This window comes from Cryomorphaceae bacterium (assembly GCA_017798125.1).
Classification (GTDB): domain Bacteria; phylum Bacteroidota; class Bacteroidia; order Flavobacteriales; family ECT2AJA-044; genus ECT2AJA-044.
Genome location: CP059070.1, coordinates 2429477 through 2446967, shown reverse-complemented (window position 1 = coordinate 2446967; position 17491 = coordinate 2429477). Strand labels below are relative to the sequence as shown.

Below are 17491 nucleotides of genomic sequence, written 5' to 3'. Positions count from 1 at the left end.
AAGGAAGAAGGGCTAATGGCGACATTAGCCCTTTTTTTATATTCGTTTGAATGGCGGAAGAAATCAAAGAAGAGTATTTGCGTGACTTTGGCTCCTTAGAGCTCTTGGCACGACAAGTGGTGGAGGGATTTATCACCGGCTTGCACAAAAGCCCGTACCACGGCTTCAGTGTTGAGTTTGCCGAACACCGCTTGTACAACACAGGTGAATCCACACGTCACATTGATTGGAAGCTCTACGCCCGAACGGATAAGCTCTTTGTTAAGCGCTACGAAGAAGAAACCAACCTTCGATGCTACTTGGTCCTCGATCAAAGCTCATCCATGTTCTTCCCGGTCCGAAAGAAGCACAACATTGAAGAGCCCAATAAAATGCAGTTCAGCATATATGCGGCCGCCGCTTTGATGAATATTCTCAAGCGACAGCGCGACGCTGTGGGCTTGGCACTCTTCGACAGCGAACTTCGGACCATCACCCCAGCGCGAACCACCACACGCCACCACAAGCTTTTGTACCACGAATTGGAGCAGCAACTGACCGCTTTCGACGCTTCCCAGCGACGTGAAACCTTTGCCGTACAGGCCCTACATGAAATTGCAGAGAAAGTCCATCAGCGCTCGATGATTGTGCTGTTTAGTGACATGTTTGACACCTCTCCCGAAGGGCAGGACGAACTCTTTCAGGCCCTGCAACACCTCAAGTACAACAAGCACGAAGTACTGCTCTTCCACGTGGTGGACCGGGCTGCTGAAATCGAATTTGACTTTGAGAACCGACCCTACAAGTTCGTCGATATGGAGAGTGGGGAAGAGATCAAGGTTCAGGCCGGAGAAATTCAAGAGGAATACGTGAAGAAAATCACGGCTTTGGAAAAGGAATTGGAATTGCGCTGTGCCCAATACCACATCGATTTCATCCCCGCCGATATCAACTTGGGCTTTCAACAGGTCCTCCTTCCATATTTGCTCAAAAGACAACGCCTGTACTGATGAGACGCCTTTTCCTCTTGTTCGGAGTACTTCTATCTACCTTGATATCTGCACAAGAGGGAGATACGCTTTTGATTCGACCCGTGGATTCAACCGTCAATGTATTTCTTGCCGTTTTGGACTCTTTGCCTACTGAACCCTTTTCTCCGAACTGTCATGCGGCCTTTGGCCCTGAAGAGCGTTCTATTTATTTGCGCTGTTCCAAAACTCAGGAAGCTCAAGACGTAGTTGTTCAGTACAGCATCGGTCGAGATACGCTTTTTGATTTGGTAACAGTGTCGGACACCGGATGGATGTTGGTCAAGAATTTTCCCTTATTGGCGGATGATACGCTTTGTGCTTCATTGTTGGATTCAACGATTGACGCAGAGTGGTCCTTCAGAAGGGAAGGGATTGAGCCCGTGGTGCAAAATGAAGATTTCCGGGAGTTCACCGGAGATATTTGGTACTACAAAGACGTAGCGCTCTTGCGCATCGAAAAAACACGAGACTACCCGGAGAAAATGAATATCGTCGTGGGCTTACAGCGAGGATTCGACCTCGACCGCCTGTTTTTAAAAGTCAAGCTGATTCACCCCACGGAAGGAGTCAAGGAAGTTGAAAAGGAAGTCCGGGTGGCGGACGCCGATGAGCTCGGTAAAACCGATCGGTTATTACGCGTCTACATTCCCGAATGGACCTTGACGGAAAAGGGGCGTTACTTTCTGAGAATCAGCCATCAGCATTACGCGGATCGACTCAATGGAATTGACTTTGTCAGCTACGAAATGCTGACTCCTTGATGCGATAGGCCCTACGGGCTGTTAAGAGGCATCGTGCCGCAGGCACTCAGGGACACAAAAAACTTAAAGCGCGTGCTTTTACCTTCAGAAAAAGGTTTTATATTTGCGCTCCGCAAGCGATAAGCTTGCAACGTTCTTTAGAACACGGTCTGGTAGTTCAGTTGGTTAGAATACATGCCTGTCACGCATGGGGTCGCGGGTTCGAGTCCCGTCCAGACCGCCAACACAATGACCCATCCAAGAAATTGGATGGGTTTTTTTATGGAGAAAACCGAAGCTTGATTCAGGTTTTCGAAATAAAAACAAAGAGCGTAGCGATGGGTCATTGAATTGAACCGCCCCACCTTGGGTCCACGGCGCCGAAGGCGCGGTAGTCCCGTCCAGACCGCCAACACGGAAGCCTGCTTTCACAGAAAGCGGGCTTTTTTTGTGCCCAAAAATCAAGCTAGAGTTTGAGCTCCTCCCTCAAAAATTGATGCACCCCATCACTGAGAAAGACATACCGGTGTAAATCCGCCCATCGTCCAGCGCGCAAAGCGACCTTAAGGGCCGATTGGAAGTTCTTAGGGACAGAGCCTTCAAAAAAGGACTCCATCACGACCCGATCCTGATCGCGTACCACTTTCTGATAAACCGGTTCGAGCAAATTAAATACTTCGTGCACTTGAATGCCTTCGGGTAAATGAACCCCGGGATTCTTCCAAAGAGAGGCGCTCACTCCGAGCCCTACGTAATCCACAGGTTTGATTTGAAGGTCTTTCTTTTCCGCATAATCCATCACCTCCATCAAGTTCATGCTTTGCGAGTGATGCAGCAGATAGTCCCATGAGCAGGATAATACATGAGTTTGCTTTGCAACGTATTGGAGTGGAGTAAGGTCGAAATGCCGATAATCATCGCCCAGGTCTTGATTGGGATTCACCAGTTTTACGCCTCCTTTACCCCCAGGGCTCTGATGCATGGACTTCCACGTGATATCCGGAGCAAAAAGAAAGGCCTTGTCGAATATGGTCTCGTACTCATCGTTTTCGCCCCAAACCTGAAGTAGACTATTCAGAAACTGATGCGCATAGCTGTGCGTCATCAAGTAAAAGGGAATGCCCTTTCTCTTCAAATGATCCGAAACTTCAATGAGCAAATGCTCCAACATCTGGCCGCATTCCTGAGCCTGATCCCAGGCGCCATCATCGATTTGGTGCCTTTTATTGATGATGTCGCTGAATTCTCCGGTCATCCATTGAAAGAATATGAAGCTGCCTACGGCAGGATGCGCACCTCCGGAGTACCGATGACTCAGCTCACGAAAAAGGTCTAGGGTAACTAAAGCTTTGTGATTCCATCCAGGAATGTAGAAGACGACGGGTTTATCTCGGTGTTTCTTTCGGGAAATCGTCTCATCCAACTGACCAATGAATCGCCTCACGCGCAAAGGATTCATCGGTCCAAAGGAACGCTCGGAATACTTGTATTCCAACTGGGGGCGACCAAAACTCAAGGCGCCATTTTCAGCAGCCTTTTTCGGATTGATTCGACGCTCACCTCGCTGATTTTTGGAGGCGAGATTACTGAGCAAAAGGTGGTGGTGCTCGCGACTCATTTCCTTTTAATTTGCTCTAAAATAGCAAATTAGATATTTCAATATGAGCTGGTATACCTCTTGGAAGCGAAATTCACAATTGAATAACAAGCCGTTGGTATTAATTGCCAAATGACTAATTAAGTACCAGAAATATTGCATTGGCTTTTTCGGGAGAAGGCTTATGCAAGAAATCAACTAACTGGAGAAGGAGAGATAATGGGCAAAGAAGAAGTACGATTATGGACCAAAAAAATATGGAGAGAATCATCTTTTGATTCACTAGAACTATGAGTGGAACAAAATATAGTTCGAATCCAATTCGACCAGCCTTTCCCTTAGAGGTAATTTGCTTTTGGACATTAAATCCGGCTCTATCAATTTTCAAAAAGAACTCAGAATAGGATTCAACAATTCCGGAATTCTGGTCATCGTACGTGATATATCTACTCTTTAACCATTTAAGAAATGATAGTTCATGAATACCATTTACGGGTTGATGAAGACAAAGAAGGCATCCTTTTTTAATGTTCATCCGAAGTCCATCGTAAAGTTTTGGGTTTCGTACGTAAGGAAATACCGCGTTAGAATAATAGATCTGCCCCGGTGGAAGGTCCAGTTCTTGCTCCAAGTCAACGTATTGAGTAGACACATTCTTTATTTTAGCATACTCGCAGTACTTCTGGACCAAGTCTAATGAAGATTTAGATTTATCAAGTCCAATAAATTGATGGTCCGGAAATGTCCGAGCCAGGGACAGGAGGTTTTGACCATCTCCACATCCAATATCAACAATTGTGCTGCGCCCCTCTAAAAGCTTAATTTCTCTTCTTAGTTGGCGTTCGAAAACAATGTGTTTGCTAAAAAATAGGTAATTCCAAAAATGGATAAATCGAAGAAATCCAATATTCTTGATGAGCCACTTTGTTGGTTTGTGGCCAAAAGTATTGTCCTTAAGGGATTTCACGTTCTAATCTCCATTTATTCCATTGAAATACACACTTTCTTTAAGAGGGAAAGAGTATGCGAGTGCTTTAGAAAAGGGAGGGACTCTGAGCGGTATAACCGTTATTTAATATACGATGAAGTGTGTCCATTCGAAGTGGCTTGACCAGGTAATCTTTCACTTCTTTTATCTCCCCCGCACGATCAATGCTTTTCAAATCCTTATTGGAACTGAGGATAAAAAGTTCGATGTCCTCACGACAATCACAGGGTAGTTTTCGAAACTCTTCCAAGAATGCCCAACCATTCATGCCAGGCATTTCCAAATCCAGAAAAATGCGCGTGGGCATTTTATCGCACTTGTGTTCTTCTGCACACAACCGCTCAAGAGCCTGATGTGCGTATTGGAAGGTCTCCACAGGTTCATTCCATTCCAAACGCTCGAATTGGCGCTTGAAAACCATTTGAAACCCTAAATCGTCGTCAATTACAAAGATCATTCGTCAACTTCTTCTTGTTCGTCTCCTTCTTCCTCCAATTCATAGCCTTCGCCCATTTGGACGACAATGAATTCGGTTCTTCTATTGAGTTGGTGTTCAGCATCGCTACAAGGGACTCCGTTGGAGCAGCGGTTCACGAGTTTGGTTTCTCCATACCCGGTTCCGTAGATCCGCTCAGCTTCTATCCCCTGAGAGATGATGTAATTCACGCTGGATTCAGCGCGACGTTGTGATAGGCGTTGGTTGTAGGCGTCTCTTCCCCGGCTATCGGTGTGTGAACCACATTCGACCACCATGTCGGGATATTTTTTCATGACTTGAACGATCTTGTCCAGTTCTTCGGCTGCATCCGGACGTATATTAGATCGATCAAAATCGAAGTAAATCGGGTTGATGTCAATCTTCACACCAACCGCGTAAATTTTGTCCAATTCAGGAGCCAGAATAATGACTTCTTTGGGCGGCTCTGGTTCAGGAATGGGCTCCGGTTCCGGGATAGGACGCAGGTAGACCACCATGACCTGTTCTTCGCGAGGAATACCCCTGTAAACGAGCTCAGCCACTTCTGTGGTGTCGAAATACCCCTCCAAGCTGGCGCTAAAGGCCAGTGGAATTCCCGGAGGCATTACCCTCAATTCATTGGCGTAATTCGGCCATTGAATTAGGCTATCCAGAGCTACAGTAGAATCGGCCATTGAGAGATCTGGTGCCAGAGTCAGGTCGGCATTTTCAATCAATGAATCCGTTTCGAGATCACGTACTTGGACTTTGAGTAGTAGGGTAGGCTTGAGCCGGAATCGGTAAATATCATCCCGCATACTGGTGTCCCGATTTGTGCTGAAATAGCCTTCTGAACCACTTTCATCTACCCAAATACCAAAATCATCGCGGTTCGAATTAATGGGCGCACCCATATTGACGGCCTCTCCATATTGGCCCTTAGTTTCCTTGGCTGCAAAGAGGTCTAAGCCTCCAAGGCCGAAGAATCCATCGCTAGCAAAATAAAGTGTTCCGCTCGGGTGGAGGTACGGGAACATCTCGTTTCCAGAGGTATTGATCTTGGGTCCGCAATTAATCGGCTCACTCCAGAGGTTCGCAAAGCGAACCATGTAGTAGATATCCGTTCCACCGAAGCCGCCGGGCATATCCGATGCGAAGAAAAGTCTATCGCCCTGTTCCGAGATGGATGGGTGTCCACAGCTAAATTCATCAGAATTGAAGAAAAGCTCAACCGGTTCACCCCATTTATCATCTTCCCATTTAGTGTACAGAACCTTTAAGTGATTGGTGCCATCATCCCCGGTTTGGTACTTGTTGTCGACGTAGTTGTTTCGTGTGAAGTAGAGTTCTTTATAGTCTCCCGTTACGCTTAGTGGACCTTCATGATACTTTGTGTTCAATCGTTTGTCCCAAGGCCCAACTTCTGACCATTGACCAGTTTCGTTTTTAACCGCGTTGAATAGATCCAAATACGGCGTTTCGTTCCATTGGTACGAGCGCTTGACGGACCAGCTTTTGGCTCGGTTGGAGACAAAGACCAAGCTGTCTTGGAACACGTATGGGCTGAACTCATCGAGATTCGTATTGATGCTCAATGGCGCAATTTCATAGTCTGTGGACTGCACCATCAAGGATTCAAGTTTGTCCCGTTCAAAACCGGTGTAGTCTCGAGTCCGTGTATCGTTGATGTTCCGTTCCAGGAACATACTCATGTACTCTTTGGCCTTTCCAATTTCCCCATTGGCCTGATACATACGCGCTGTATGGAAATAATCTAGGGGATCAATCTTCAAGGTGTCTTGACGATCCAAGTAGATCTCATACCATTCAGCCGCTTTGAAAGTTTGATCATTTACGCGATACGCCGTCGCCAATTCATGGATGGCGTTGATGTATTTGATGGAAGTGTCCTTGCGCACCATGAACTCCTCATAATAGCGAATGGCTTCAGCGTAGTTGAAGAGCTCAAAGTTGTTTTGTGCGATGCGCAAATCCAACGGCTGAGCTTGCATCGCGCCGCAGGCGCAGATCCACAAAATCGCTATGTAAAGTCTCTTCTTCACTTTTAGTATCGGATATAGATATAACCGGAGACAGGATCGACTCCTTCAATTCCTAAATCGAGTACGTAGAAGTACGTTCCTTCTGGCAGCAACTGGCCTTGACCTGTCGGTACAGTCACATTAGCGCGACCGTCGAATTGGTTCAAGTACGGAGCGGCTTGATAGACTAGATTACCCCAACGGTTGTAGATCTTGAGTGTATTCAGAGGATAATCTTCAATTCCTTTGATCTCAAAGAACTCGTTGATTCCATCACCATTTGGTGAGATTCCGTCTGGTAATTGAGTTAGGACACAGAGGTCCGGATCAAGAAGGTCAGGTAATCCATCGCCGTCACAGTCGCCCGTAGGTGAATCGATTTCATCGGGTACACCGTCGTCATCGGAATCGACATCACGGAAGTCAGCCAACTTATCGTTATCAGTATTTCGTGGATTATCTCCGTTGTCACCCTTCTCATCCTCATCTGGCAAGCTATCATTGTCGGAGTCGAGATCGCGGAAGTCAGGAATGCCATCTTGATCTTGATCGTTCGGCTCTTGACCGAAGGTCCATTCGGAACTCGGAATATTGGTGTGGTCAGGATCGTAGGCATCATCAATACCGTCTCCATCGCTGTCAATTCCCGTAGGCGGTACAACGCTCAAGATATTCTCTACCCAGTCTGGAATACCGTCTCCATCGGAATCGATATCCAAGTAATCTGGAATACCATCTCCGTCTTCATCCCAAGCAAAGTCGTTGATGAGCGTACCGCCTTGATCTGGATCGTAAGCATCGTCGATACCGTCGCCATCGCTATCCACTCCTGAAGGTGGTCCAACCAATGAGCCATTGCTGCGCTCAAGGAAGTCGGCAATTCCGTCGTTATCCGAGTCAAGATCTAGGTGATCTGGTACTCCGTCTCCATCATTGTCGAATGGCTGCGGATCACAAGGATCAATTGGTGGACCGGCCTCGAGGTAATCACCAATTCCATCATTATCGCTATCTGGATCTAGGTAGTTTGGAACTCCGTCGTTGTCCGTATCCAATGTGAATCCTTCATAGAAGTCGGGTAGACCGTCGTTGTCAGAATCGTATGGTTGTACGGTAACGTAGATCCATGCCGTATCTCCAATACAGCTGTTATCTGCTCCGGTCACGAAATACATGGCACTATCCGTGTAACATCCGAGTGTAGAGTCTGGGATGTAGGTCAATACACTGTCCACTAGGGTATACGTACCGTAGAGGAATTGAGCAGTGTCTACGATTCCCGCTACGTATAGAGAGTCTCCAGCCAAGTCGTCATTGTCAAAGATGTCGATGACTGCGCTTTGTGTTCCTGGCGTGAGGATCGAATCCTGATTCGCAATAATAGAGGTATCAGGCGCACCTACGGCGCTTGCATCGAAGTATGCCGTCACGGTTGCACATGTAGCACCTACATTGTTGTTACATGGGAGATTCGGATCACCAGGAATGATTACGTCACAAACAGTATAGATGAGCGTGTCAATTCCATTGAAACATGGATCAGGTGTGTATGTGAAGACTCCAGTAAGACTGTCGTACACGACAAATCCGTTACTCACGTTTTGCTGGATGGTGACGCTGTCAAGATCCAATCCGCCAGTGCCATACTGTGTATCTGTGCTGTCAGAAACGAAGTCGGCAATGGTATAAGTCATAGATGTATCCGAAGCAGCTGTATCAATCGTCGCTCCATTGTTGAAGGTGATTGGGTCATTGACCGGTACTACGGTAATGTAGATCCAAGCGGTATCGCACAGCGTGAGGTCAAATGGAGGTAGACCGTATCCAGTATCACAAACGGCATACTGTATGGAGTCGATACCTGTGAAATCCGTATTCGGATTATAGATAATGTTGTTGTTCACATCCAAGCTGTACGTTCCATTACTTGGGCCAGACAATACAGTGAACCCATTGGCTGGATCCAAGAAGGCTAAGTCGATGGAGTCGGTGTCGTTCGCTAGAATATTGTAAGAAACAGTGGCTTGATCTTCGACTGTACACAAAGTATCATTCTGCGCAATTGGCGCATCATTCCGCGGCAATACGTTCAACATCACCCAAGCGCTGTCACAAGCACCAAAGTTGTCACAAATGACGTACATCAATGAATCGAGACCATAGTAATCCGGATCTGGTGTGTATGTAATGGTTCCATCAGGGTTGATAATCACAGTACCGTTCACTGGCATGGTAGTAATCGCGAAGCTAGTGCTGTCGATGTTTTGAGGACCGTCAGGATCAAAGTCGTTATTCAACGGATCAATGATAGCCGTGCTATCTTCCCACAATGTTCCTGAATCACCGTTGGCTACGACGCCATCATTCACTGGTGTTACATCAATAATGACCGTAACGGTATCGCACAATCCACCTGGGTCGCAAGCAACAAGAACGACGGTATCGTTTCCAACATAATTCGGATCAGGAGTATATGTAAAGCAGCTGTCGTTCGCACTCAATCCGCTCAATCCACCATTTTGTGGTAGCGTCAGAATACTACCCCAACTAATTGGATCTGCATCTGGGTCAAAGAATGGAACGCAGACCTGAATTGGAATATCTTCTGGAGTCGTAACTGGAATCGTATCCACTACCGCCACTGGTGGGTTGTTGACATCTACGACATCGAAGTAAACGACCGCTGTATCACAGATACTCGGCAATGGGAATCCGTTGTCGCAAACGACATAGATCAAGCTATCCGTGCCGGTGAAGCTGTTGTTTGGATCATAAGTAATGGTTCCATCTGGGTTCACAGTTGCGAGCCCGTTGAATGGTCCATTGAGAATCATTACGGATGAGGTATCCAATGGCAACCCATCAATGGAGTCGTTGTCGTTATTGAGAACATCAACAATGACGGTCATATCCTGATCCACAGAAGCTGTGTCATTGATCGCAATTGGTGGATCATTTATAGGCAACACTTCAATGGCCACGGTAATACTTGTGCAGGCTGCCGGTGTGAAGTCGTCACAGATTTCGACAGTTACTGTATCCCAACCGTACCAGTTTGGATCTGGCGTGTAGACGAAACAACTGTCGTTTCCAATGGCACTTCCTACGGTACCATTTGAAGGACCATTCAAGGCAGCCCCTACGCTTACGTTGTGACCATCTGGATCTGTAATATCAAAGCAAATCGTGATGGTGCTGTCCTCGTATGTCTGGAAGACGCAATTACCTTGAGCATCTACAGTTCCTGTACAATTAGCGACTGGTGGATTATTCTGGTTGATGTAGTAGTAGACAACAGCCGTGTCACACTCACTTGGAAGTGGTGTTCCGTCATCACAAACGGCATATACCAAGGAATCTACGCCTGTAAATCCTGGGTTAGGAATGTAGTCGAACATTCCGTTTCCATTGATTGGCCCGGTAGTACCATTTTGAGGACCACTGATGATAACCACAGTAGTTGGATCAATATTTCCATCTAGATCGTAGTCATTCGCTGTTGGATCGGTCGTCACACCTGAGCCACTCAACCCAGTCAAGGTATCGTTCACAGCAACAGGTGGTTCATTAGTATCCTCAATCTCAACAATTACTTCTGCACTAGCGCAAAGTCCGTCATTGTCGCATACTGTGTACGTAAAGACGTCCGTACCTGTGAATCCGGCGTTTGGCGTGTACGTGATGGCTCCAGTAACCGGATCAATACTAATCGAGCCATTTGCTGGTGGTGTTGAAACGGTAACCGTAGAAGGCACCAAGAATCCATCAGCATCTGAGTCATTGACAAGCACGTCGATAAGAACCGGAGTATTCACCGGGGTATTGACCGTATCATTGATCGCTACTGGTGGGATAAGCGTTGGTATTACGCCAATGGCCAACCAAGCCGTATCACATTCTGCAGGTAATGGCGTGCCATCGTCGCATACGCTGTACAATACAGAATCAACTCCAGTGTATCCTGGATTCGGTGTATAGGTAATTTCACCTGTGACTGGATCGACAGTGGCGGTTCCGTTAGTAGGTCCGCCAACTATAGTCACGGTTGTCGGATCAATGTTTCCATCGGTATCGCTGTCGTTGCTCACAACATCGACAGTAACTGGTGTGTCCTCTGGTGTACCCGTTGAATCGTATACAGCGATTGGTGGATCATTCACCGGCAATACTTCAATATAAACCCATGCTGTGTCACAAAGAGCAGGAAGTGGGGTACCTGTGTCACAGACCTGGTAGATCAAGGAATCGGTTCCAAAGAATCCTGGAAGTGGGGTATAGGTCACCTCTCCTGTCACAGGGTCAATATTCACCGAACCGTTAGTTGCGGGTTGAACGATGGTAACAGTCGTTGGATCTATTGTAGCATCGGTGTCAAAGTCATTCAAGACCACATCGATAACTACTGGAGTGTCTTCCAGAGTACTGCTAGAATCTACTAATGCTACTGGGGCATCATTAATGCTGCCTACTTGGACAAAGATCTGAGCCGTATCACAAAGACTTGGCAGCGGAGTACCATCATCACAAATGACATAGGTTAAGGTATCTACGCCTACAAAGTTGGTGTCAGGGGTATAGGTCACTTCGCCGGTCACAGGATCAACAGTTGCTGTACCATTCGAAGGTCCTGAAATGATGGTCAAAGTCGTTGGATCAATGTTTCCATCAATATCACTGTCGTTTCCTGGTGCTGCTATGGTCACGGGAGTATCCTCCAAAGTGCCCACAACATCGTCAACGGCGATTGGTGGATCGTTCACTGGAAGTACATCAATGTAAACAACTGCAGTGTCACACAAGCTCGGCAATGGAGTACCCGTGTCGCAAACGATATAGGTCAGACTATCTGTACCGACAAAGTCGATGTTTGGAACATATGTAACCTGACCGGTTACTGGATCAACGTTATAGCTACCGTTTTGTGGAGGTGTAATCACATTCACGGTTGTCGGATCGATGCTCGCATCTGTATCGAAATCATTGTTGGTCACGTCAATGACGACTCCAGTCTCCTCAAGGGTATTCGTAGTGTCATTAACGGCGACAGGTGGATCATTTTCTGGAGATACTGTAATTGTGATCCATGCAGTATCGCACAATCCGTCGTTGTCGCAGACTTGATACTGTACAGAATCTACTCCAGAGAAGCCTGGGTTCGGAGAATACAGTAATTGTCCAGTAACCGGATCATAGCTCACGGTTCCATTCGAAGGTCCACTTAGAATAGTGACACTTGAGGTATCAATAGTTCCATCGGTATCGAAATCGTTCACGAGCAAGCTGATGAGTACAGGCTGATCTTCTTGAGTACCCGTCACATCATCTACCGCTACTGGAGGCTGAAGCACACTAATAACATCGATGTAGACCCATGCGGTATCACATAGTGGCTGTGCGTTGTTATCGCAGACTACATAGCTCAAGCTGTCCGGACCCGCATATCCAGCCGTAGGCTGATAAGAAACTGTACCATTTGGATTCACGACAACTGTTCCGTTGTGAGGACCAGTCAATACAGCCACTGTTCCTGGATTCAATGTCGTGTCCGATGGGAGATCGTTGTTCAAGACCGCAATACTAATGCCCACGTCTTGAGGCGTACTCACGGTGTCATTGACCGCGATAGGATTGGACGGCGGCTCTGCACCACAAGCAGGGGTTGCCGGAGGATACGTCAAGGTTACCGTAGCGCTTGGGTTAATCGAGAAGGTTACCACAGCTTCAGGACGCAATCCTTCAAATCCATCGGCACCAGGCACCCAAATACCATTCTGTAGGATCCAACCCGGCCAGTCAAGTGGATTACCGTTGTTGTCGACTACCATACCCGGCCACAAGACGGTTCCCGTCAAGGCCAAGTTACTGTCCACGTGAATCACATTACCTAAGCTGTCTGCCCAAGTAATGGTCAATGGGGTTGGCCCAGGTGATGGGAAGTTCAATAAGTTGATGTCCCAAGAGAGCTTAGCTACATCATTATCACATTCAGGAACAACAAACCCGAAGGCAAATTCACGCTCCTCAACTTCAACTATAACTTGTGCTGTATCGCACTCACTTGGCAATGGAGTACCGTCATCACAAACGACGTAGGTAATGGTATCGCTGCCCACGAACGTACTGTCCGGGGTATAGGTGATGACTCCAGTAACTGGATCAACCGTAGCTGTACCGTTGTTTGGACCACCGATAATCGTAACCGTAGTCGGATCAATGTTCCCATCTGTGTCGCTATCGTTTGCGGTTACGTCGATAGACACTGGTGTACCAGAACTTGTGGTGTCAAAATCATTAATCGCGATCGGTGGATCGTTCACGGCATCTACATCGATGAATACCCAAGCTGTATCGCATTCTGCTGGCAATGGGAATCCATCGTCACAAATTGCATACTGAATGCTGTCTGTTCCTGTAAACCCAGCGTTTGGCGTATAGGTCAAAGCACCTGTTATTGGATCAACCGTAACGGAACCATTACTTGGCGATACCGTAACCACGACACTGGTTGGATCAATATTTCCATCAATTGGCGCGTAGTCGTTATTTGCTATGTCAATAGTCACAGGTGTCGCTTCCATTGTACCTACAGTGTCGTTGACAGCTACTGGGGGATCGTTGACAGGAATCACCGTAATAGTGCTGTACACTACTTGACAGTCGCCGCTTGCATCACAAATGATCGTCGTTACCGTATCTATTCCGTTGTAGTTTGGATCAGGGGTATAAGTAGCACAACCATCGCCGTCTCCGATACCAGTAATGGTACCATTGTTCGCTACCATGAAGGAGCCAAGGCTGTCCGCAACGTATAGCAGTGATGTTGTCACTGGATTACAGTGATTGAGCACAGAGTCTTCAAAGACACTCAAGTTACCCATTGGACCAACCGTTCCTGGATAAATTGTATCCGGCTGAGGAATCACGTTCACGTAAATCCAAGCAGTATCACAAAGTGCAGGTAGCGGAGTACCTGTATCACAGACTTGATAGATCAAGCTATCTGGACCATAGTAATCTGGATTCGGCGTGTATGTTATCTCACCAGTAATAGGATCCACTGTGGTGGTACCGTTCTGCGGCCCTGTAATGATGGATACAGTGGTAGGATCAATGGACGCGTCAGGATCACTATCGTTGGTCAACGGATCGATAACTACAGTCACATCCTCATCAGTAGTTACAGAATCTGTCACAGCTATAGGAGGAACATTCGAACCCACTACGGTAATGATGTTGTAAGCTGTAGAACACAATCCTAGGCTATCACACACTTGATAGGTCAATGTATCTACCCCCGTAAATCCTGGATTCGGTGTGTAGGTAATCTCACCGGTCAATGGGTTAACTACTGCCGTTCCATTAAGTGGTGGAATAATAATGGCAACAGAAAGGGTATCCAAGTTTCCATCCGGATCACTGTCGTTCACCGTGCAACCCAAAGTCACTGGTGTTCCGATAGGCGTACTTGCAGTATCGTCGACGGCCACTGGAGGCAAGTTATCATCAAGAACATTGAAGATTGCGACAGCCGTACAACCATTCGCATCTGTTACGGTAACACTATAAGGTCCAGAAGTCAATCCGCTGATATCTTGAGTATTGGCACCATTGCTCCATGCATAAGTGTATGATCCCGTTCCTCCAGATGGTGTAATATCTATACTGCCATTATTCAATGTTGTGGTGTTCACCACGGTTCCAACAACCGACACAGCAGTTGCTGGCTGGCTCAAAGAATAACTCTGAACGTTCTCACACCCATTGGCATCGGTTACGGTAACATCATAAGTTCCTGCAGCAAGGCTTGTGATGTTCTGCGTAGTTGAACCGTTCGACCAATCAAATGAGTAGACACCAGTTCCACCCGAAACGGTCAGACTCACACTACCCGTATTAGCTCCGAAGCAATCCACATCCGTTCCTGATCCAACGACTACAAGTGGCGCAGGCTCTGTAATAGTGACCGTTGTAGTCGCTGTACATCCATTGGCGTCGATCACTGTAACACCGTAGGACCCTGCTGCCAAATTGCTTCCAGTCACAGTGGTCTGATTCGCTGCAGATGCAGGCCAGATGTAACTATATGGAGTCGTTCCACCTACAAGGCTCAAGGTAGCTTCACCATCAGCAATTCCATTGCAGCTAACATTGGTTTGACTTCCTACACTAACATTCAATTGAGTAGGTTCGGCAATAACTACATTCAAGGTTGCTGATCCACCACATCCAACTCCCGTAACAGTAACGAAGTGAGTGCCTCCTGACAATGCCGTAGCCGTAGCCGTGGTCTCACCATTATCCCATAAGTACATGTATGATCCTGAACCTCCTGAAACGCTGACTAGCGCGGATCCATCGCTATCTCCGAAGCATGTCACTGGACTCAATTGACTTGTACTGGCATTAATTCCAGGATCGGTAACGGTTACATCCACGCTACAGGTCGCTATATTTCCTCCTGCATCTGTAACCGTAATGGTCACGGTTGTGGTACCGATTGGTAGAGGACTGCCTACGGCAGGATTCTGAACCGCACTCGTAATGCTACAGTTATCGGTTACACTCAAGCTGGTTAGGTAATCCGGAGCAAAGGCATCACAGCTTGCATCTACCTCAAATGTGGTATCCGCAGGACATGTCGCAATGACCGGGGTGATGGTATCCACAACGGTAATGGTCGTCGTACACTGGCTCGACAATCCACTCACGTCAATTACCGTCAAGGTTACGACCTGCGGTCCGATATCCGAGCAATCGAAGTCCGTCAAATCAATAGACATAGCGGAAATACCACAGTTATCGCTTGATCCTCCGTCAATGTCTACAACAGAAATAGTTGCATTTCCAGTAGCATCCAATGGCAAGCTGAAACTATTGCAAAGGGCAGTAGGTGGTGTCAAGTCCGTACCTGAAATTGTCACGCTCGTCGTTGCGTCACATCCATTCACATCCGTTACAGTCACTTCATACACTCCCGCTGCCAATCCCGTCGCGGTTGAAGTGATTTGGTTTCCAGCCGAAGCAGACCATAAGTAGGCGTACGGTGCCGTTCCTCCGCTAGCCGTGGCAGTGGCCGAACCATCAGAACCTCCTGGACAGTTAGCATCTGTGAAGCTCAAAATACTAGCGGTGAGCGCTTGGGCGGGCCCATCGACGGTAATCGTTGGGATATTCGTTGTACATCCATTTGCATCGGTAACAGTCACCGAATAGAGTCCTACAACAAGTCCCGAGATATCTTGAGTGCTTGCACCAGTGGACCAGCTGTACGTGTAAGGTGCGGTTCCACCAGAGACGGAAATGTCGATAGCTCCATTACTGTCTCCGAAGCAATCCACATTCAATAGATTATTGATTCCTGCAGTCAGTCCATTTGCAGGCTCATCAACCAATATATTACTAATTACGGCCGTACAACCATTATCATCGGTTACGGTGAGGCTGTATGTACCGACGGTCAATGCGGAGATGTCTTGAGTACTTTCCCCATTGGACCAAGTGTAGGTGTACGGAGCGGTACCCCCGGATACGGAGATATCGATAGCCCCATCGCTACCTCCAACGCAGGATATATTAGAGAGGTTATCGACACCAGCGCTAAGAGCTTGAGTTGGGCCATGGACGAATCCAGAAGCGGTGGAGGTACATCCGTTGTCATCGGTAATGGTGACGGTATAGTTACCTATGTCAAGCCCTGAGATGTTCTGTGTATTGTCGCCATTAGACCATAGGAATGAGTACGGAGCGGTACCGCCGGATACGGTGATATCAATAGCGCCATCATTTTGTCCGAAGCAGGAGACATCGGTGATGTTATCGGTACCGGCTGTAATCTGAGTTGGCTGGGTGATGGTTACACTCAGGATGGTATCGGAAGAGCAAGCGCCTGTAGTTACGGTTACGTTGTGTGCACCAGCGTTCAAGGCGATAGCGGTTGCGGTTGTTTCACCGCTATCCCACAAGTAGCTGTATCCACCGACATTACCGGATACGGAAACGGTAGCTGATCCGTCGTTACCTCCGAAGCAGCTGACGTTATCATTGACGGTAATGGAAGCAGCAGTAATAGTTGGTTCAATAACGGTCACTGTAGCGGTACAAGAGCTAGAGTTACCGTTGTTATCGGTGACGGTGAGCGTTACGGTATTGGTACCGACATCGCTACAGTCGAATGTAGTGGTGCTGAGTACAGTAGAGCTAATACCGCAAGCGTCGTTGGATCCGTTGTCGATGTCGCTTACTGCGATGGTAGCCTGACCATTAGCATCGAGTGTAACGGTGAAGTCTTGACAGAGTGCGGTAGGAGGAGTGATGTCTTGTACGGTTACCGTGGCGATACACTGATCGGTATTGCCGTTGGAGTCGGTAACGGTTAAGGTCACGCTATTCACGCCAACATGAGCACAGTTAAAGCTGGTTTGACTTAGGGACACTGATGTGATCGCACAGTTATCGGCCGACCCGTTGTCGATATCGGAAGTGGAGATGGAGGCGTTACCGGAAGCGTCGAGTTGGATGGTGATGTCTTGACAGATGGCTGTCGGATCGATGTTGTCTTCGACGGTCACCGTAGCGGTACACTGATCGGTATTGCCATTCTCATCGGTGACGGTAAGGGTCACGGTGTTTGGTCCGACGTTGGTACAATCGAATGTGG

The 17491-nt window shown here is 47.4% G+C and carries 6 protein-coding genes, 1 tRNA gene and 1 pseudogene; 3 read left to right on the top strand and 5 right to left on the bottom strand.

Translation table 11 applies throughout. From position 1 onward, the window contains the following. The first annotated feature begins 50 nt into the window (after positions 1-50). The 3 genes from HZ996_10855 to HZ996_10845 all read left to right on the top strand — a co-directional run bounded on the left by HZ996_10855 (position 51) and on the right by HZ996_10845 (position 1994). Positions 51-989: a DUF58 domain-containing protein gene (locus tag HZ996_10855; GenBank protein QTN39615.1), complete on the top strand. Its 939-nt coding sequence runs from the start codon at positions 51-53 to the stop codon at positions 987-989. Continuing rightward, the gene (locus HZ996_10850; GenBank protein ID QTN39614.1) at positions 989-1771 is read left to right on the top strand and encodes a hypothetical protein; all 783 of its coding nucleotides are present in this window, start codon (positions 989-991) and stop codon (positions 1769-1771) included. The genes HZ996_10855 and HZ996_10850 overlap by 1 nt, the downstream gene beginning before the upstream one ends. Positions 1772-1917: 146 nt before the next feature. Beyond that, a tRNA-Asp gene (locus tag HZ996_10845) sits at positions 1918-1994 on the top strand. A 222-nt stretch (positions 1995-2216) separates the two neighbouring features. Here HZ996_10845 and HZ996_10840 read toward each other — a convergent pair. The 5 genes and pseudogenes from HZ996_10840 to HZ996_10820 form a co-directional block, all read right to left on the bottom strand. After that, complete coding sequence (locus HZ996_10840; GenBank protein QTN39613.1) at positions 2217-3368, bottom strand: hypothetical protein; 1152 nt, start codon at positions 3366-3368, stop codon at positions 2217-2219. A 115-nt stretch (positions 3369-3483) separates the two neighbouring features. Beyond that, entirely contained in the window at positions 3484-4314 is an 831-nt protein-coding gene (locus HZ996_10835) for a class I SAM-dependent methyltransferase (protein ID QTN39612.1), read from the bottom strand. A gap of 67 nt (positions 4315-4381) precedes the next feature. After that, positions 4382-4792 carry a response regulator gene (locus tag HZ996_10830; GenBank protein QTN39611.1) on the bottom strand — a complete coding sequence of 137 codons (411 nt, stop codon included), beginning with the start codon at positions 4790-4792 and terminating at the stop codon, positions 4382-4384. A 956-nt stretch (positions 4793-5748) separates the two neighbouring features. Beyond that, positions 5749-6804, bottom strand: a pseudogene (locus HZ996_10825) (PD40 domain-containing protein). 53 nt (positions 6805-6857) lie between these two features. Next, positions 6858-17456, bottom strand: a complete 10599-nt coding sequence (locus HZ996_10820; protein QTN39610.1) for a tandem-95 repeat protein — start codon at positions 17454-17456, stop codon at positions 6858-6860. Positions 17457-17491 lie beyond the last annotated feature (35 nt).